Source organism: Aetokthonos hydrillicola CCALA 1050 (genome assembly GCF_017591665.1).
Taxonomy (GTDB): Bacteria; Cyanobacteriota; Cyanobacteriia; order Cyanobacteriales; family Nostocaceae; genus Aetokthonos; species Aetokthonos hydrillicola.
In genome coordinates this window covers 37,803-57,135 of the sequence record NZ_JAAKGC010000016.1, presented here as the reverse complement: position 1 = coordinate 57,135, position 19,333 = coordinate 37,803, and the positions used below count along the sequence as shown (strand labels likewise).

The 19,333-nt window shown below is 40.5% G+C and carries 12 protein-coding genes and 1 pseudogene; 10 read left to right on the top strand and 3 right to left on the bottom strand.

The window, feature by feature from the left end:
* Positions 1–12: 12 nt before the first annotated feature.
* The 8 genes and pseudogenes from G4P69_RS10745 to G4P69_RS10715 form a co-directional block, all read left to right on the top strand.
* Positions 13–2,736: pseudogene (locus tag G4P69_RS10745) on the top strand (type I polyketide synthase); the annotation flags it as partial.
* Positions 2,737–2,787: 51 nt separating this feature from the next.
* A complete protein-coding gene (locus tag G4P69_RS40430) occupies positions 2,788–3,099 on the top strand; it encodes a phosphopantetheine-binding protein (RefSeq protein WP_390691850.1) in 312 nt (103 codons plus the stop codon).
* Between the two features lie 79 nt (positions 3,100–3,178).
* A complete protein-coding gene (locus G4P69_RS10740) occupies positions 3,179–4,189 on the top strand; it encodes a thioesterase domain-containing protein (RefSeq protein ID WP_208346146.1) in 1,011 nt (336 codons plus the stop codon).
* 97 nt (positions 4,190–4,286) lie between these two features.
* A complete protein-coding gene (locus G4P69_RS10735; RefSeq protein ID WP_208349663.1) occupies positions 4,287–5,603 on the top strand; it encodes an efflux RND transporter periplasmic adaptor subunit in 1,317 nt (438 codons plus the stop codon).
* Complete coding sequence (locus G4P69_RS10730) at positions 5,600–8,671, top strand: efflux RND transporter permease subunit (RefSeq protein WP_208349661.1); 3,072 nt, start codon at positions 5,600–5,602, stop codon at positions 8,669–8,671. Before G4P69_RS10735 ends, G4P69_RS10730 begins: the two co-directional genes overlap by 4 nt.
* A 79-nt stretch (positions 8,672–8,750) precedes the next feature.
* Positions 8,751–9,248 (top strand): SRPBCC family protein, encoded by a 498-nt coding sequence (locus G4P69_RS10725; RefSeq protein WP_208349658.1) that lies wholly within the window; start codon positions 8,751–8,753, stop codon positions 9,246–9,248.
* Positions 9,249–9,265: 17 nt separating this feature from the next.
* Positions 9,266–9,739 carry an SRPBCC family protein gene (locus tag G4P69_RS10720; protein ID WP_208349657.1) on the top strand — a complete coding sequence of 158 codons (474 nt, stop codon included), beginning with the start codon at positions 9,266–9,268 and terminating at the stop codon, positions 9,737–9,739.
* Positions 9,740–10,013: 274 nt separating this feature from the next.
* The gene (locus tag G4P69_RS10715) at positions 10,014–10,769 is read left to right on the top strand and encodes an alpha/beta fold hydrolase (RefSeq protein ID WP_208349655.1); all 756 of its coding nucleotides are present in this window, start codon (positions 10,014–10,016) and stop codon (positions 10,767–10,769) included.
* Positions 10,770–10,961: 192 nt separating this feature from the next.
* Here the strand turns inward: G4P69_RS10715 and G4P69_RS10710 are convergent, their stop codons facing one another.
* A complete protein-coding gene (locus G4P69_RS10710; RefSeq protein ID WP_208349652.1) occupies positions 10,962–11,960 on the bottom strand; it encodes a hypothetical protein in 999 nt (332 codons plus the stop codon).
* A gap of 649 nt (positions 11,961–12,609) precedes the next feature.
* On the opposite strand from G4P69_RS10710, the gene G4P69_RS10705 reads away from it, so the two are divergent.
* The gene (locus G4P69_RS10705; RefSeq protein ID WP_208349648.1) at positions 12,610–13,038 is read left to right on the top strand and encodes a fasciclin domain-containing protein; all 429 of its coding nucleotides are present in this window, start codon (positions 12,610–12,612) and stop codon (positions 13,036–13,038) included.
* 81 nt (positions 13,039–13,119) lie between these two features.
* On the opposite strand, the gene G4P69_RS10700 is transcribed toward G4P69_RS10705, so the two are convergent.
* Positions 13,120–14,577 carry a glycoside hydrolase family 13 protein gene (locus tag G4P69_RS10700; RefSeq protein ID WP_208349645.1) on the bottom strand — a complete coding sequence of 486 codons (1,458 nt, stop codon included), beginning with the start codon at positions 14,575–14,577 and terminating at the stop codon, positions 13,120–13,122.
* A gap of 194 nt (positions 14,578–14,771) precedes the next feature.
* On the opposite strand from G4P69_RS10700, the gene G4P69_RS10695 reads away from it, so the two are divergent.
* A complete protein-coding gene (locus G4P69_RS10695) occupies positions 14,772–18,251 on the top strand; it encodes a PAS domain S-box protein (RefSeq protein ID WP_208349642.1) in 3,480 nt (1,159 codons plus the stop codon).
* Between the two features lie 56 nt (positions 18,252–18,307).
* Here the strand turns inward: G4P69_RS10695 and G4P69_RS10690 are convergent, their stop codons facing one another.
* Positions 18,308–19,237 (bottom strand): RpnC/YadD family protein, encoded by a 930-nt coding sequence (locus G4P69_RS10690; protein WP_208349639.1) that lies wholly within the window; start codon positions 19,235–19,237, stop codon positions 18,308–18,310.
* Positions 19,238–19,333 lie beyond the last annotated feature (96 nt).

Below are 19,333 nucleotides of genomic sequence, written 5' to 3'. Positions count from 1 at the left end.
GGAGTCTAAAAAATGGAACCACTAGAATTCAACAATCAACCTGATGATCTTGACATTGCTGTTATTGGAATGTCTGGGCGATTTCCCAAAGCAAAGAATGTGAATGAATTTTGGCAAAATGTCCGCGACGGAGTAGAAGCAATTTCTTTCTTTAGTAGTGAAGAATTATCTAGTTTAGGTATTGACTGTGATACCTTAACCAGCCCCAATTATGTTAAAGCCGCCTCTTTTTTAGAAGATGCAGAAATGTTCGATGCTTCATTCTTCGGATTCAATCCGCGAGAAGCCCAAATTATGGATCCCCAACACCGAATTTTTATGGAGTGTGCTTGGGAAGCTTTAGAAAATGCAGGCTACAATCCTGAAAATTACAAAGGCTTAATTGGTGTTTTTGGTGGGCAAAGCATTAATACTTACTTGCTTTACAACCTTTTTCCCAATCGGGAGTTAATGAGATCAGTTGGCGATTTCCAAATTTTGATTGGTAATGATAAAGATTACTTAACCACCCATGTTTCTTATAAATTAAATCTTACTGGGCCGAGTGTGGTTGTGCAAACAGCTTGCTCCACCTCTTTAGTAGCGATTCATTTAGCTCGGCAAAGTTTGCTTACTGGTGAATGTGATATAGCTCTCGCAGGAGGTGTATCTGTACGAGCCCCTCAAAAAGCAGGTTATTTTTATCATGATGGTGGGGTAACTTCACCTGATGGTCATTGCCGAGCATTCGACGCTAGAGCTAAAGGTACCATATTTGGTAGTGGCGCTGGTGTCGTTGTTTTGAAGCGTTTAGCAGATGCGATCGCTGATGGTGATTACATTTATGCCGTGATCAAAGGTTCAGCTATAAATAATGATGGTTGTGCAAAAATTGGCTATACAGCACCTAGCATAGAAGGTCAATCTCAAGTAATTATTGAAGCACTAGCCAATGCTGGCGTAGAAGCAGATACCATTAACTATGTAGAAGCTCACGGAACTGGTACACCTCTGGGCGATCCGATTGAAGTAGCAGCTCTTACCCAAGCTTTTCGCTCTATGAATGAGAGTCATGCAAAAAGCTCGTGTGGTATTGGATCTCTCAAAACCAATATCGGACATTTAGACGCAGCAGCAGGAGTTGCAGGTTTTATTAAAACTGTTCTATCTCTCCATCACAAATTACTACCGCCTAGCTTACACTTTGAGCAACCCAATCCCAAGATTGACTTTGCCAACAGTCCTTTTTATGTCAATACTCAGCTTTCAGAATGGAAAACAAGTGGAACACCTCGCAGAGCTGGAGTTAATTCTTTAGGTATTGGTGGAACTAATGCTCATGTCATTGTTGAAGAAGCACCAAAGTACCATTTTTCAAAAGTTTTTAAACCTTGGCATTTATTACTGTTATCTACCAAAACAAGCACTGCGCTAAAAACTGCGACAAAAAATATGGTTGAGCATTTGAAAGAACATTCAAATGTGAACCTGGCTGATGTTGCTTATACTCTGCAAGTTGGGCGTAAAGCTTTTAAATATCGCCAAATGCTCGTTTGTCAAGATATTAACGACGCTATAAATGCTTTGGAATCGATGGATTCTGAGAGAGTGTTCACTAGTGTTGAAGAACCAAAGGATCGAGCTATTACATTCATGTTCTCTGGTCAAGGATCACAGTATGTAAAAATGGCATCAGAGCTTTATCAGCTTGAGCCTGTATTCAAAAGCCAGATTGATACATGTGCAGAACTACTGCAACCTCACTTAGGACTTGATATCCGGGATATTCTTTATCCTAGAGAAGAACAAATTGAACAAGCCACAGAACAGCTTACCCAAACACGGCTTACACAACCAATCTTATTTGTAATTGAGTATGCCTTGGCTAAACAGTGGATGGAATGGGGTGTACATCCCCAAGCTATGATTGGTCACAGTGTTGGTGAATATGTAGCAGCATGTTTGGCTGGAGTGTTTTCACTCGAAGATGCATTAATGTTGATGGCTGCACGCGGGAAGCTGATGCAAAGCTTACCTGGCGGCAGTATGCTTGCTGTACCACTTTCTGAAAACAAGTTGCAACCTTTTCTGAATGAGGAACTTTGTTTAGCAGCAGTTAATGGAGTGTCTTTGTGTGTTGTTTCTGGTTCCACAGAAGCAATTCGGAACTTGCAAGCCAAACTTTCTGAAGAGAATGTGGCGTCTCGTGCTTTGCATACCTCACATGCTTTTCATTCCAAAATGATGGAACCTATTTTAGGTGCTTTCGCCAAGCAGTTTAAGAATGTAACTTTAAACGCACCTGAAATTCCTTACATATCTAATGTCACTGGTACTTGGATTACAGCATCACAAGCTACGGATCCTTACTATTGGTCTAAGCATTTGCGTGGAACAGTACAATTTGCAAATGGGTTACATGAGCTTTTGAAACAATCAAATCAAATTCTTCTAGAAGTTGGGCCAGGATGGACATTAAGCAAACTAACAAAACAACATCCATCTAAAACATCTGAACACATTGTACTCTCTTCTTTACCACACGCACAAAGTAAACAGTCAGATTTTGCATTCTTGTTAAACACATTAGGACAACTATGGCTTGCAGGAGTTCAAATAGATTGGGATAAGTTCTATACTCACAACCCACAACAACGTATACCCTTACCAACTTATCCCTTTGAACGTCAGCGTTACTGGATTGAACCACAACAATTACCTCAAGTGAGCCATGTTAGTACAAAACTTGACGAAAAAGTACTAGTTACTGAACTCAGTGACGACTTATCTTTTTCATGTGAGCAGGAGTTGAATCAATTAAATAACTATGCTGCTCCAACTAATGAGATTGAAGAAAGTCTTGTTTCTATCTGGCAAGATTTAATAGGAATTAAATCTATTGGTATTCATGACAACTTTTTTGAATTAGGTGGTCACTCCTTACTTGCGACTCAAATGATCGTTCGTTTACAGGAAATATTTACGGTAGATTTATCGATATCTCATTTGATTGAAATGCCTACTATTGCACAGTTGGCTACAGTGGTTGAAGAAATGTTTCTACAGAAACTAGAACAATTATCAGAAGATGAAGCTCAAGAACTGGTAGCAAGATTATAGACACAAAAAATCTGTAGAGACTGGTAAGTATCGTGATTTTTGAATTACAAAATTGGAGCTTTTGGGAAGGTACAAAATTATGACATTACAAAATTTATCTGATCGGCAATCTAATCTTTCTTCAGCAAAAAAACTGCTTCTTGAAAAATGGAAATCTAGTAAATCTATAGCGAATTCTAGAGTACAAACTGCTTCAAAAGGAACTATCACACAATTAGCTAGTGTTTTACGCCAGCAACCTACTTCTCTCAAATGGTCTCCCTTAGTACCAATCCAGCCTAATGGTTCAAAACAGCCTTTCTTCTGTGTACATCCCATCGGCGGTAATGTTCTCAACTATATCCATTTGGCACGCTATCTCGATCCAGAGCAACCATTTTATGGACTACAAGCTAAAGGTTTAGATGGACAGCACGAACCTTGCACCCAACTCGAAGAAATGGCAGCTAGCTACATAGAAGCAATGTGCGCAGTTCAACCTGAAGGACCATATTTGTTAGGTGGTTGGTCAATGGGGGGAATTGTTGCTTTTGAAATGGCTATTCAGCTACAAAGAAAAGGGCATCAAGTAGCTTTGCTGACTGTAATAGACAGTGCATTACCCAACTATATTAACAAGAGTTACCAGGGTAACTTTGATGAGATTTTAACCCTGAAATACTTTGCTCTAACTTTAGGGGGTAGTGTCGGAAAAAATCTTTCAGTATCTTACGATACTCTGAAGCATCTCTCTCGTGATGAGCAGATGAACTACATCGTAGAAGAGGCTAAGATAAACGGAATTCTACCTTCCGATGTTGGTTTAGCACAAATTCGTCCTTTGATTAAAGTTTTCACAGCCAATGTTCAAGCTGTTCTCAATTATGTTCCACAATTTTATCCTAGCCAAGTCACCCTCTTTTTAGCTGAAGATATATTGGATGAGCTATCAGATTTACACGATCCTAAGTTGGGTTGGGATGAGTTGACTGGTGAACCTGTGGAAATTTATAACATGTCCGGTAATCATTACACGATGATGGCGAAGCCCTATGTTCAAAACTTAGCAGAACAATTAAGTTGCTGTCTAGAGAAAGCACAAGCCATCTAAAGTAATCGGGTTCAAATAAATAGAGACGCAATTGCTTGCGTCTCTACAAACCAACTTTTTACAAATGTAATCTGTACAATGAAGGAATTTTTCTGCGGTGAAACCAACCATTGCGAAGAAAATATATTTAGAGGAAGCACCAAACTTAGAAGAAAATTCTACTTCAGTGCAACTTCCAGCAAAGAAAAAGAGAAGTTGGGTGCCAATATTGGTAAGCATGGGAGTGATATCCCTTGGATCTTTGCTTCTATATACGATAGCGAACAGTAAACATAAGACAACAACAATTACAACTCCGCACCAAACAAATCCAGTCCTTACAGTAACGGTGCAACCAGTACGGGTGAAAACTTTTACTAAAAAGCTTGTGGTGACAGGCTCTCTAGCGGCTGAGGACGATTTACCTCTCGGTGCAGAGTTATCGGGTTTATCAACTTTACGGATTGAACACATTTATGTCGATGAGGGAGACTGGGTACACAAAGGGCAAGTCTTAGCCGAACTTGACAATCGCGTCATCTTAGCTCAACTTCACCAAGCACAAGCTAATGTAAAGCGATCGCACTCAATCATATATCAGCAAAAAGCAGTTCTTCAGGAAGCTCTTGCCCAGCAGCAAGATGCAGACGCAAATGTACGTCGGTATAATGAATTACTAAGTCAAGGAGCTATTAGTCGGCAAGAGGCTCAGACTCGCCAAACCAATGCAATGACTTCTCAAGCCAAGGCTGAATCTGCTCGCCACAGCATAGCGGTAGCCCAAAATGACTTGATAAAAGCTCAAGCAGAACTTGAAAGTGCTCAAGCTAGTCTAGCCCAAACTCAGATTGTTGCTCCTGTTGATGGATATATTAGTAAACGTCAAGCTAAACTTGGGAGTATAATTCCACCGACAGGAAGCTCGGCATTATTTAATCTGGTTCGATCTGGTCATGTGGAATTAAATGCAGAAGTTTCAGAGCTAAATTTACCCAACATTAAGCTTAATCAACAGGTATTAGTTACTTCAGAAACTGACACTACAAAAAAATACTTAGGTAAGGTTAGAAAAATCAGTTCAATAGTTAACCCTCAAACTCGTCTTGCTTCGGTATACATTGCTTTACCACCAAAACCTGAGTTGAAACCTGGAATGTTCATGCAAGGCGAGCTGCTTTTGGGTTCTAGCCAAACTTTAGTAGTGCCAGAGGCAGCCGTTTTATTTAAAAACAACAAGCCGTTCGTGTTCGTACTTCAGGGTGAACGAGTGGCTGCTCGATCGATAGAAACTGGTACAAGAAACCAAGGTTTGGTTGAAGTCCGCTCTGGTTTGAAAATGAATGAGCCGATAGTAGCCACAGGTGTGGGTTTTCTCAAAGATGGCGATCGAGTCCGGGTAGTTAGTTGGAGCCAAGTTGGAGGAACAGAAAAATGACCTTGAATATTTCTGCTTGGTCTATCCGCAACCCTATCTTTACCTTGGTATTATTTTTTGTACTTACAGTAGCGGGAATAGTGTCGTTTGGCTCTCTCAGTATTAATGAAAATCCTAATGTTGATGTACCCACGGTAGCAGTGACGATAACACGAGCAGGTGCAGCTCCGGCGGAACTTGAGACTGAAGTTACTAAGAAAGTAGAGGATGCGATCGCTGGAATTGGCAATGTGGATCATATTCGTTCTACTATCAACGACGGGATCTCTAAGACAACAGTAGAATTTGTTTTAGATACCAATACTGATCGAGCAGTCAACGATGTACGAGATGCGATCGCCAAGATTCGTCAGCAACTACCCCAAGATATTGACGAACCGATTATTTCTCGTGTTGATTTTGTTGGTGGGCCAATTTTAATATATTCTGTTGCATCTCCTTCACTGACCTTAGAACAATTAAGCTGGGTTGTAGACAATGAAGTCAGTCGAACACTGTTGTCGATAAAAGGTATTTCTCAAGTTCAACGCTTAGGGGGTGTGGATCGAGAGGTACAAGTTAACCTTGAACCCAGTCGCTTAACAGCTTTAGGAATTACTGTTGATGAAGTGAATCGTCAACTTCATGCTCTTAACCTCAACCTACCAGGAGGGCGAGGAAACTTAGGAACGCAAGAGCAAAGCATCCGAACTTTAGGCAGTGCCTTGAGTGTAGAGCAATTACGTCGTACTGAAATTTCTTTACCAAATGGTCGCAAAGCCCGCTTAGCAGAATTAGGAAGTATCGAAGATGGGACAAAAGAACCTCGGCAATTAGCTCGCTTAGATAGAGAACCTGTAGTAGCTTTCTCTATTGTGCGCGCTACTGGTAGTAGCGAAGTTACTCTTGAAAAAGAGGTACAAGATAAAGTTGCCGAATTAGAAAAGCAATTTTCTCATGTTCAGTTCAAACTAATTCTTACTACTGTTAGATTTGCCCGCGCATCGTATGATGCATCAATTGAAGCTTTGCTTTTGGGTGCTGCTCTAGCTGTAATAGTGATTTATATATTCCTTAAGGACTGGCGATCTACAGTTATTGCGGGTTTAGCTATACCACTTTCAATTATTCCTACTTTTGCAGTCATGCAGTGGTTCAATTTTAGTCTCAATAACTTGAGCTTACTGGCGTTGGCTTTGGTAGTAGGAATTTTGGTTGATGATGCTATTGTCGAAATCGAAAATATTGTTCGCCATATTAAGCAGGGTAAATCTCCGTTTCGGGCTGCAATAGATGCCGCAGATGAAATTGGTTTGGCAGTGGTGGCTACAACAATGACTATTGTTGCGGTTTTTCTGCCAGTAGGCTTTATGGGGGGGATACCTGGTCAGTTCTTTGGGCAGTTTGGTTTTACTGTGGTAGTATCAGTTCTTTTTTCGCTGTTAGTTGCCCGAACAGTAACACCATTAATGGCAGCTTATTTTTTGAGAAATCATCACAATAAGTCTGAAAATCGTTCTTTTTTAGTCAAAGGCTACACTGCTATATTGAGTTGGGCTTTGAAGCATCGATTCTATACACTGCTATTTGCAATAACCATCTTTTTAGTATCATTGCTGTTGGCACCTATGATCCCCTCTGGCTTCATTCCTACTTCAGATCGGGGACAGTCGATTCTTATGGTCGAACTTCCTCCTGGTTCTAAGTTGGAAGAAACAGACAAAACAACTCAAATCATAACTCGTTTATTAAAACAGCGACCGGAAGTAGAAAATGTATTTGTTGCTATCGGTAGTTTAGGCGCAGTCAATCAAGCCACAGTGTTTGTTAACTTGAAACCAAGAGAACACAGAGCCTTATCTCAACAAGATTTTGAGCAACAAATCAGCCCTATGTTAGCGCAAGTTCCTGGTGCGAGAATGAGCTTTTCTGTTGGGTTTCGGGGAGGGAAAGAAGTCTCAATTATTTTAACTGGAGATAATTCAACACAATTAAATCAAGTAGCTGAAGCCCTCACAAGCCAGATGCAAGCACTGCCAATATTAGCAAATGTTAGCAGTACTGCTAGTCTTCTACGTCCAGAAATTGTGATTCAGCCGAGGTTTGATCGAGCAGCTGATCAGGGAGTATCAGTTGAGCAAATAGGTAATACTGCGAAAATTGCTACCCTTGGAGATATAGATGCTAAACTACCGAAATTTAACTTAAGCGATCGCCAAGTTCCAATTCATGTCCAATTAGATCCTAGGTTTCGGAATAAATTACAAACTATCCAGAATCTGAGGGTTATAGGTAATGACGGTAAAGCTGTTCCTTTAGAAGCTGTAGCTGACGTTAGTGTTGGCAGCGGTTCCTCCCAAATTGATCGCTATGATCGAAATCGGCAGATATCTGTTGAAGCTAATCTAAATGGAGTTCCTTTAGGAGCTGCTCTCAATCAAATCTATAGTCTTTCTGCTCTTAAGCACCTGCCCAGTTCAATTCATCTCCATCATTCTGGTGATGTAGATCTACAAGATCAGGTATCTCTTCGATTTGGTAAAGCATTAACCACTGGGATACTTTTTATCTACGCAGTTTTGGTTTTATTGTTTGGCAACTTGTTTCATCCTTTAACAATTATGGTTGCACTCCCACTTTCACTGGGTGGAGCATTAGGTGGCTTGTTAATTACTGGCAAAGCTTTGGTTGTTCCTGCTTTGATTGGCATGTTCATGCTTATGGGGATTGTGACTAAGAACTCTATTTTGTTAGTGGAGTATACACTCACATTGATGAAAGAAACTCGTCTAACTCGGCATGAAGCTCTCTTAGAAGCTGGAGCGACTAGATTTCGCCCGATTCTAATGACGACACTCGCCATGATTGCAGGAATGTTACCTCTTGTTGCGAGTATTGGTGCTGATGCTGAAGCGCGATCGCCTATGGCTGTTGCTGTTGTAGGAGGGCTTTTGACATCAACGTTGCTAACTCTAGTAGTTATTCCAGTCGTCTTTACTTACGTAGATAACTTACAAGTCTCGATTACCCGGATATGGTCAAAAATTGTCGGGGGAGGTGGTAGAGAGCAAAGTGCGAGAAGCATTTAATCAACAATTTGTCTACTAGCAACAGAGCTAATTTAGCGATAACTGCACAATCATTCAAATAGTTTAGAGGAATGTTCACATGATTAAAAAAGAAGGTTTTGAGTCTTACTGCCAAGCAAATGTCATCATCGAACGCCCTACCGACGTGGTGTATCAAGCAATGGTAGATATGGAAAACTGGCCTAAGTTACTCCCTCATATAAAAGCAGTTAACGTACTGTACAATGACGGGCGCTATCAGGAGTTCACGATGACAGTGGATTCTGAAACCGAAGCTGGTGATTTGACGGTTAGATCAGTACGGCTGTGCGATCGGCTTAATCTACAAATTGATTTGTTTCAGGCAGATCCACCACCTTTTCTTAAGCACCATGCTGGAGGATGGAAATTCTTCCCCTTAAACGAAACCAAGTGTGAAGTAGCTTTGTTTCATACTTGGAATCTGAATCATAACTTAGCAGAGCATATCTTCCAGAAAGGCGAGAAAAGTTATCAAGAAGTTTTCTCAGGGTTGATGGAAAAGCATGTCAAAGATGTCATGGAAAACTGGAAACAAGTTTTAGAAATCAAACCATAAGTATTAGGAGCAACACTGTGATTACCAAGTCAATTATTATCCAGAACAATATCAATATTGTGTTTAAAGCTTTTGCTAATCTAGACAACTGGCAATCTTTACTAGATGATGTTTTGAATGTGGAAATGCTCTACGACGACGGCTATCATCAGGAGTTTTTAATGACTATGAGCCGCCCTCGTGGTGTAGAGACAATTCGTGGATTTTGCTTTTTCTCACCGAATTCTCGGATTGAGATATTTCAGCCAAAACCCCCTTCTGGCTTTAAAACTATGACTGATATCTGGACTTTTGAGGAGTCTAAGGAAGGAACCAGAGTTACTGTAGAACGACGGTTTGAACTAGCAGCTTCATCTTCTAATACTGTAGAACCTGACAGGAGCAATGCTGCTTATGAGGAAGCAAGACTCAAATTGAGTGCTTACTTGAGCAAGGATCTGAATGTATTCAAGTCAAATTTAGAAGCTAAATCCTACAAAGCTGTTGCATGAGGATTTGTACAAAAATCACTCAGATTTTTCACAATTTCTGCGTAGGCTTTGAGAAATCTGAGATTGAGCGAGGATGTTACTAACTTCACAATTATAGTTCAAACTTGCTATAATTCACATTAGAAGTTTTTGTTAGCTTCCAACCCTAGAATTGCAAGACTCGTAAATCCTTTCTTCTCAGCTACTTGCATAAAAAAATCACTCTTTGTCTAGCTTATAACGATGGTTGTGCAACCGCTGTAGAGCAGTTACTCATCTACACTAAGGTATTTTTATGGCAAACTACCCAACAATAGTAACGGTTCCTTGTTTCTCTGGTAGCCCGTGGCAGCTCGAGCAGCTTACACCTTTAGCAAACTGGCGTATGCGGACGATGCGTTTACCTGAGACTCTCGATGATATTGAGGATTATGCTGATTTTCTTGCAAAGGAAGTTACCGACTTGGATCATTATGTTCTAGTAGGTGATTCTTTTGGAGCAAACATTGCACTTGCGTTTGCGACTCGCCAACCAATCGGCTTAAAAGCACTAGTTTTATCAGGTGGATTTGCTGCTAATCCGGTAACAGATCCAATCACGAAACTAAAGCTTTCGGCAGCAGCTTTGCTTCCAGGAAAATTGTATCAAGAAATTACTTTGCGCTTTCATGCTCAAGCGCTCGCTTCGCCATTTGATAAAGATGGACAAGTTCCCTTGTCAACAGAAGATTTTCGAGAATTATTTATTAATAATACACCCCGTCATAGTTATCTGAGTCGGATGAAAGCAGCTTTCTCCGCCGACTATTCCGATCAACTCTCTCTAATTCGAGTACCAACTTTGATTGTGACACCTAGTTACGATCAGCTAATTGGAGAAGATGCGGCTCGACAATTAGTTAAAGGTATTCCCGAAGCAGTTGAGGTTGTAATACCGAACACTGGGCATATGTTTCGATTTACTCATCCTGTAACCTATGCCAATGTGATCAAAGAATTTTTGGAATCCCGTGTAGTTTCGGATGCTCTGGGTACTCAGACGATCAAATAGACTTTAGCACTAAATCCCTCACCTTAATAATCAGGAGAGGGATTTATTTAAAGACTTTTATTGCTTCATAGCATATCTAGTACAGCGCGGCGTAAATAAGCATACCATTCAAAATCTCTGAAAAGCCTACGCTGTATTCCTAACAGAATTTTGAATTTTGAATTCCGCTTTGCGGTACTAGTGAATTGATTTTTAACTAGAGGCAACGTTAATACTTCTACAAACTGGCGCTGTTTTTCGACTTGCTAGTCTTTTTTGTTTATGCTTCATTATTAACAATCCAGCGGAAATTGCACCTATCAAATTGCCCAAGATAGAGGGTGCTTCTGGAACAGATTTACGCTGATCAACTACATCTTTGACAGCAGTTCCAATGCCATCTTGAACTACTTTGATAGACGTTATATTAGAGAGGTTAGGATCTCCAAGTAGCTGATTCACATCAATATTTGTGAATCCTTTAATATTTTTTATGCCTTGTACTTCAGTCGGCGCACTAGTATAGAAATAGTTGATTCCCTGATTTACATTTACAGGTGGGGTACTCAAATCCACAACCGGAAAAAATTGCTTAATCACGTTTAGAGCACCGAGCAAGCTAACGTTTTGGAAGTTCTGGGATTGAGCTAAGCTCAGAAACTGTATTTCACTCTCTCGAAAATTAATAGACTGGCGATTTTGGAATATATCATTAGCTTTTTGCTCTACGTCAGTGAATCCACCTCCCTGAAGAATTTGTTCAAACTGATTGATGTTAACAGCTTGGTCTAAAGATGGTCTACCAATGGCGTTAGCCTCAACAAGCAAATTGACAGGTGCTGGTTGTACCGTTTTGGCTAGATCGTATGCAGAACTTCCTCCAAGTCCGTCTCCAATCACCACCAAATTTTTAATGTCATTAAACGATTTAACATAGTTAGAGGCTTCATCTAAGGCATAATCTGGAAAAACTTGACTACTGAATGGTTTATCCGGATTAGTTCCTAGCTGGGCTTGTAAATCCTGATTGACAGTATTTAAGCCTGTAAATGTTACTTCACCAAACCCACTAAACAAAACTACAACCGTGCGGTTGGTATCTGTTGAATCTACAGCTTTTGCATCCTTAGCTAGAACAGTACTCAAAGCAATAGGTAATGAGCTTACAAGAACTGCTACTCGTAGCATTAAACCAACTTGCCAATTAATCATGATATGTTCCTCAATCTTTTTTAGATTTGTTATTTGTTACGAAATCGGAGCATAACTCTCATAAATCACTTGCCGCAAATAAAAATCTTGCGAATACTTTGGAAGTATCTAATAATGAGAGTTTTAGATTTCCTCAGCAAAATAAGTATCATTGTTTCAACAATGATAAAAAAGCATTCCAGACAATAGTTTCTGATTTCTCATAAGTAGGTGGAGGGAAAATTTTACAACTGTGTAAAGAAATGTAAACAACCAGTATTGGTTTGTAACTGTGCTAAGCGCGCCTTTAACAGCAACAAAGCATTTTTGGTTTATTTCTTCTACCTACTTATCAGAGAGCGGTCAAAATCGTATCTGACATCTTGCACCCGTGTTAAAAACCAGATCAATTGCAAATCGTTTACCCTAAAAACCTCAATTTCTGGTTAAGAAACCTAGTTTGTTAGGTTTTGTTAAGAACGCAAGACATCATTATTTATACCATACCTCTGGGCATTTCCAACTAATAAAAATAGTAGTATATTTTGTAGTATCTGCCTATCTTGGATAGTAAATCTACCCAAAAGAGCTTTTGTAACCTCTCTGTTGATAGAAGAGTATAGTTTTTTCTCACTTTATTATCGTGATGCGTTGAAAGTGAATTAACCTCATGTCTGATCTTGTTGAAACTGCTGTCGAAGCAGGAAATTTCCAAACACTGGTAAAAGCTGTTGCTGCTGCTAATCTTGTAGAGACTCTCAAAAGTTCTGCTCCAGGTTCATACACTGTTTTTGCACCCACAGATGAAGCTTTTGCGAAACTTCCAGAAGGAACGTTAGATTCTCTACTGCAAAATGACATCCCGAAGTTAAAAAGAATTTTGCTTTACCATGTGGTTTTTGGAGATGTTAGATCTGATGATCTGGTGCAAATTGATGAGGCGCAGACTGTTGAAGGATCAGTTCTAGCAATTGAGTCGCCCAACGGTAAACTAATGGTGAATGATGCTAATATCTTGAAAACAGACATTCTAACAGACAATGGCGTCATTCATGAGATAGACAAAGTTTTGATTCCTGGAATCATTGCGGGCGAGTAGATAATAGGGGCGATCGCGGGCAGTTTAATAAGGGCAAACGCCGTTTGCCCCTACAAGTGTATGGCACTCAAAAAATCACAACTAACCGAGAATGCACCCGCTGCGTGGCGGAAGATTTAAAGTAAATTGTTTAGTTTCTCCTTCAATATTCCACGCGATCTCGGCGGTGCCATATAAAAATTTAGTTGGTTGTGTACGCAGACTAGCTGCATCTACATCTGCTTTTGCTAATGCAGTACCAACATTTACCGCGATGATCAATTCCTCTGTTCCCAAAATTCGTGCAAAAATGTAAAGACTAGCTTGGGCATATAAGACTTGATAATCACCCGTACGTAAGCATGGGTAAGCGTGGCGTAAGGCAATAAGTTGAGTGTGAGTGTTAAGAATTTCTCGATCCCAAGCAGATTCTGAAGGGAAGCTACGACGTGAGTCTGGATCTATAGCACCAGGTAAACCCACTTCGTCACCATAATAAATACTAGGCGCACCAGGAAAAGTTAATAGAAGTAAAGTTGCTAATTCGACACTAGCGCGATCGCCTCCTGCAATAGTCATCAGACGTGCTGTATCATGACTTGCGAGCAAATTCAACTGAGTTAACTGAATTTCCCAAGGATAAAGTTGCAGGAGTTCTTGGATTTTTGCGGCGTAATCAGCAGCAAACAAAGGTGGGTAGGGTTGATAGTCGCGGGATTGCACTTGTTCTAGTACCACGCGATCGCCAGCAGCAAAAGCAATTGTTGGTCCTGCAAACAAATAATTCATCACCCCATCAAATTGCGTACCATCCAACCACTGACGGGAATCTCCCCAAACCTCCCCGACAATATAAGCTTCAGGATTAATTGCTTTAACGCGATCGCGAAACTCTTGCCAAAAACCAGGAGCTTTAACTTCAAAAGGCACATCCAACCGCCAACCATCGATCCCAAATTTAATCCAATACTCAGCAATTTCCATAATATATTCCCGTACTTCTGGGTTATCATGGTTAAACGCTGGCAGTGCTCTGTTTCCAGCCCAACCTTCATAGTTAGCTGGAAAATCGCCATTATAGGCGGAAAGTGGCCAATCATTTATTTTAAACCAATCCACCCAAGGGGAATGAGGCCCATTTTCCAAAACATCATGGAAGAAGAAAAAGCCCCGACTAGAGTGATTAAATACACCGTCAAGAACTATTTTTATATTGCGTTGATGAGCAGCGTTAAGTAACTCCTCAAAAGCTGGGTTTCCCCCTAACATTGGGTCAACTTGATAATAATCGTGGGTGTGGTAACGGTGATTACTGGCTGATTGAAAGATAGGCGTGAAGTAAATCGCGTTAATTCCGAGTTTTTCTATATAGTCTAACTGCTCGACAATACCCCATAAATCCCCTCCCTTATAACCTTGCAACGTAGGCATAGCTTCCCAAGCTTCCCAACGCGCATTTTGCAATAGTTTTTTACGAGGTTGTTTACTTTTGGCAAACCGATCTGGAAAGATTTGGTAAAAAACGGCGTGCTTAACCCAATCTGGTGTCTGAATCTGCATGAATAGCTTTGTTAACGCTCCAAAACCATAGTCCCAGATATTATGTTCTCTACAACTCAAACTTTTGATAGAAAAGATACGGCAAAGGGACTCCTTGTTCAGGAAGCGATTTTTCTTGTGTGTTAGTCCGAAGAATCTCCGATTTTAGATCTTAGTTGTAAAATTATGTCCAGAGAGCTAAACTAACATTATAAATGCACTCAGCCTTAAACAGTACACTTCGCACTCGCTTAGTACTTCTTGTCCTCTTAGCTGTTGTTCCAGCATTAGGGTTAATTCTTTATACCGCTTCCGAGCAACGACGTACCGCTACACTAGAGGCACAAGAACAAGCACTAAGGCTCGCGAGATTGGCGGCTAATAACCAAAAGCAGGTTGTAGAAGGAACCCGTCAAATGCTGATTATATTGGCACAGATGCCAGTTATCCGTAACGGGAATTCAGCGCAGTGTAATCAATTTTTGGCTGATATTCTTAAACAAAATTCAGTTTACGCTAATTTTGCTGTACTTGATGTTCAAGGTAAAACGATTTGTACTGGGATTCCCTACTCAGGTTGGCGGAATCCAACAGATCGGAGTTATTTCCAACGTGCTTTGAAAACCCGAAAATTTACAATTGGCGAGTATCAAATAGGTCGTGCTACGAAAAAAGCAACGCTGAATTTCGCTTACCCAATTTTAGACAAGACAGGGCAAGTGCAAACTTTGGTTATAGCTGCACTTGATTTAGCTCACTTAAACCAGTTGGCTGCGCGAGTAAAAATGCCCAAGGGATCAGTGCTGAGTGTAGTTGACCAAACAGGGAAGCTTTTAGTCCGCTATCCTAATACGCAAGCTTGGGTAGGGAAATCTTTACCAGAGAATGCTTTTACGAGAATGAAAAATACTCAGGGTGAGGGTATCGATGAAGTAAACAGCCTTGATGGCGTACGGCGAATTTTTGCTTTTGTCCCATTAGGTGATAATCCAGGTAAACCAGATGAATATGTCAGGGTTGGAATTCCACAGTTTCAAGTTCTTGCTGATGCTGATCATTTATTGGGCAGAAATTTAATAAGCTTAGGTGCTGTTACTTTTTTGGCGCTCATTGCTGCTTGGGTTGGAGGAGATGTCTTTTTTATTCGCCAGATAAAATCTTTAGTGCAAACAGCTAAGACTTTGGGTAGTGGTCAACTCAACACACGTACTAAGCTTCCTTATAAATCAGGGGAACTTGGTGAATTGGCGCAAGCGATTGATGAAATGGCAGCTGCACTAGAAGGACGGGAGATGGCGATCGCTTCTCTTAGCCAAAATATGCGAACCTTGTTTGAGTTAATTCCCATTGGAATACTCATCACGGAAGATATGGAATTTAAGGAGGTAAGATCTAACCCAGCATTTGCTGAGATTTTAGGGATCTCACCTGAAGATAATATTTCTTATACTCCAGTCAACGCCCCGCGCCCATCATACAGAATTTTCCAAGAGGGAAAGGAACTTTCACAACAGGAATTTCCCCTACGTTATGCAGCCATTCATAATACTGAAGTCAAAGGTACAGAAGTTGATATTGTTCGGGGTGATGGATCTATATTTAATTTATTTGGTTATGCTGCTCCCCTACTTGATAAGCAAGGTAATCCTAGAGGATCGGTAGCTGCATTTTTGGATATTACTGAACGCAAGCAGACAGAACAACGCACACGTCAGTTGATGAGTCAGGTGCAACAGCAAGCGAAAGCACTACAAGAAAGTGAACAAAGCCTTAGAATGGCACAACGAGCCGGAAAAATTGGGACTTGGGAATGGAATCTAATGACTGATGAGGTTTCCTGGTCGGAAGGGATATGGGATATTCTGGGATTGGAAATAGATACAGAAGAACCTGGCGTAAAACCTTGGCTAGATTTTATCCATCCTGATGACCAAGAACGGATCGCACAAGGAGTAAAAGCAGTATTAGCTGAAGGTAAAGACTATTACGATGAATTCCGCATTATCCGCAGAGATAATACAGTTATTTGGTTAGCATCGAAAGGACAAATTATCCGAGATGCAGACGGAAAAGCTCAGCGTTTTTTAGGAGTTAATATTGATATTACTGACCGCAAGCAAGCTGAAGAAGTAAGGCGGGAAAGCGAAGAACGCTTCCAGGCGTTTATGGAACATAGTCCTGCTGCTGCTTGGATTACAGATACAGATGGTCAAATTATTTACCTTAGCCCAACTTATGTAAAGACTTTTCAGTTATTAACTCAAGACGCGATCGGCAAATCTGTATTTGATCTGTTTGATATTGATATTGCTACACAATTCTTAAATAACATCCAAATAGCAGCTAAAACTAATCAGGTTCTAGAGACAATTGAAATAGCACCCCGCCTGGATAGCACGATAGGCGAGTTCCTTGTTTATAAATTCCCCATTGCTAATTTATCTGGGCAAGCTTTAGTGGGAGGAGTCGCAATTGATGTAACAGCACGCAGACGCGCTGAAGAAGAACGCGAAGAATTACTGCTACGCGAACAAGCTGCACGAGAAGCAGCGGAAAACGCTAACCGTATTAAAGATGAGTTTTTGGCGGTGTTGTCTCATGAATTGCGAACACCGTTAAGTCCGATACTTGGTTGGGTAAAGTTGCTGCGGACTCGTCAATTAGATGAAGAGAAAAAGGCGATCGCTTTAGAAACAATCGAACGCAATGCAAAATTGCAAACTCAGCTCATCGGTGATTTATTAGATGTTTCCCGCATTCTACAAGGCAAATTCACACTCAACATTTCCCCAGTAGATTTAGTTGCAACTGTTGGTGCTGCCAAAGAGACAGTCAGGTTAGCAGCAGAAGCTAAAGCGATTGAAATTCACACCGAAGTTGCAGGAGATATTCAGCCTTTTATGGGCGATTCTGGTCGCTTACAACAGGTGGTGTGGAATTTACTTACTAATGCAGTGAAGTTTACTCCAAATAGTGGCCAAGTAAAAATCAAATTAGAGTCTACTAATACTTACACAGAGATTCAAATTAGCGACACAGGTAAGGGGATTACACCAGAGTTTCTACCCTACGTGTTTGAAACATTTCGTCAAGCTGATAGTGCCACAACACGCAAATTTGGCGGCTTGGGGTTAGGATTAGCAATTGTCCGGCACATTGTAGAAATGCACGGTGGTACAGTTCACGCTGATAGTCCAGGAGTTGACCAAGGCGCAACTTTTACAGTTAAATTACCGATGATCACTACAAATCTACAACCAGATCAAAATAAAAATTTACCTAGTACCTCGCTAAGTTTGCGTGGTGTGCGGGTACTGATAGTTGAGGATGAGCAAGATACACGAGAATTACTGGTGTACACAATTGAACAGTATGGTGCAGAAGTAACAGGCGCCTCATCTGTTCGTGAGGCATTAAAGATATTACAGCAATCTCTGCCAGATATTTTGGTATGCGATATTGCTATGCCAGAAATGGATGGATATACACTCATTCGTGAGATTAGAACTTGGACAAAAGAACAAGGGGGAGAGATACCTGCGATCGCGCTGACGGCTTATGCTGGAGAGGTTGATCAAAAACAAGCTTTAGCAGCAGGTTTTCAACGACACTTATCTAAACCAGTAGATCCCGAACAATTAGCACAGGCGATCGTGCTTTTAATGCAATCCTCCCCATCTTCCCCCTTTAACTGATTGGTGATTGGATTTTGATGAAAAAAATACCTGAGATAAGACTGAGTTATCTGGTTTTACTGTTGAAGAAATCGCCGTAATAAATCCTCACGAGATAATTGTATTAACACAGCAGTAAACTGGTCTGGAGGTAGTGCTAATAATGGCTCAATAATTGCTGCTAGCTGTTCATCTAAGTTACCAAACCGAACCCTGAGTAAGTTTTCGATGAGCGTGCGACGTTCATTGTGCATACCTTGCTCAATACCTCGCTCAACACCAATCTGTATACCTTGTTGTTTCGCTTCTGCTAAGCGTTGCTCATAAAGGGGTGATAACTGCATAACTAAATCTCTATCTTCTTTGTCTAAATTCTGATTTAATTCTAAAGTAGTCTTCAAACTCAGCAACAAGTCTATTGATTTGTTTCGTAAAGGATGATCTGCCTCAAGTGCTTGTACTTCATCAATTGCCCTTTGCTGAACTTGTCCTTTACCTAATAATCTTAACCAAAGAGTTTCTGGTGTTACTGGTAATTGATGAATTGCTACAATTGCTGTTCTGAGAGAAGCACTGAGAAAATGAACTCCACTGATCCAGTTTTGGGAATCTAGTTTAGCTCCAAAACCATCTAACAAGGATTCTGAAGCTGTCGGAGAAAGAATCCATAATTTCGGTAAGGATTCTTCATTTACAGTTGTGTTATCGCGCTTAGCTTCACGTTCTAATTGGGCAAAAACATCAAATAGCTTGTTCATACAACTGCGAACTTCTGAGCGTTTTACCCCATTACGGAATGGCTCGAAAACTGAGGATGTTGTCGTAAAACGCCCTAACAATCCCAAAACCTGTTTGTCAATTTCAGCACTCTGGGGTGATGGTGCAAAGTAAACATCTATTTCTCTGACTTCGCCTGCAACATCCCGGCTTGTTTCTACTGTTCCAAAGGGGGATAATAATTCTTGAAGATAATCTTTGGCAAAGCGATCATAAGGAAATTTTGTCATTTTTTACAATAGACTGCTTTTTTTATACGAATAATTAGTATATGTATACTATAAAAATGACTACAAAATTTAGAATTGAGTTTTCAGTGATTGGGT

Excerpts from the sequence above, each read along its gene's own strand:
- G4P69_RS10740 (WP_208346146.1), top strand. The coding sequence starts at position 3,179 with ATGACATTACAAAATTTATCTGATCGGCAATCTAATCTTTCTTCAGCA.
- G4P69_RS10730 (WP_208349661.1), top strand. The coding sequence starts at position 5,600 with ATGACCTTGAATATTTCTGCTTGGTCTATCCGCAACCCTATCTTTACC.
- G4P69_RS10725 (WP_208349658.1), top strand. The coding sequence starts at position 8,751 with ATGATTAAAAAAGAAGGTTTTGAGTCTTACTGCCAAGCAAATGTCATC.
- G4P69_RS10715 (WP_208349655.1), top strand. The coding sequence starts at position 10,014 with ATGGCAAACTACCCAACAATAGTAACGGTTCCTTGTTTCTCTGGTAGC.
- G4P69_RS10710 (WP_208349652.1), bottom strand. The coding sequence starts at position 11,960 with ATGATTAATTGGCAAGTTGGTTTAATGCTACGAGTAGCAGTTCTTGTA.
- G4P69_RS10705 (WP_208349648.1), top strand. The coding sequence starts at position 12,610 with ATGTCTGATCTTGTTGAAACTGCTGTCGAAGCAGGAAATTTCCAAACA.
- G4P69_RS10700 (WP_208349645.1), bottom strand. The coding sequence starts at position 14,577 with ATGCAGATTCAGACACCAGATTGGGTTAAGCACGCCGTTTTTTACCAA.
- G4P69_RS10695 (WP_208349642.1), top strand. The coding sequence starts at position 14,772 with ATGCACTCAGCCTTAAACAGTACACTTCGCACTCGCTTAGTACTTCTT.
- G4P69_RS10690 (WP_208349639.1), bottom strand. The coding sequence starts at position 19,237 with ATGACAAAATTTCCTTATGATCGCTTTGCCAAAGATTATCTTCAAGAA.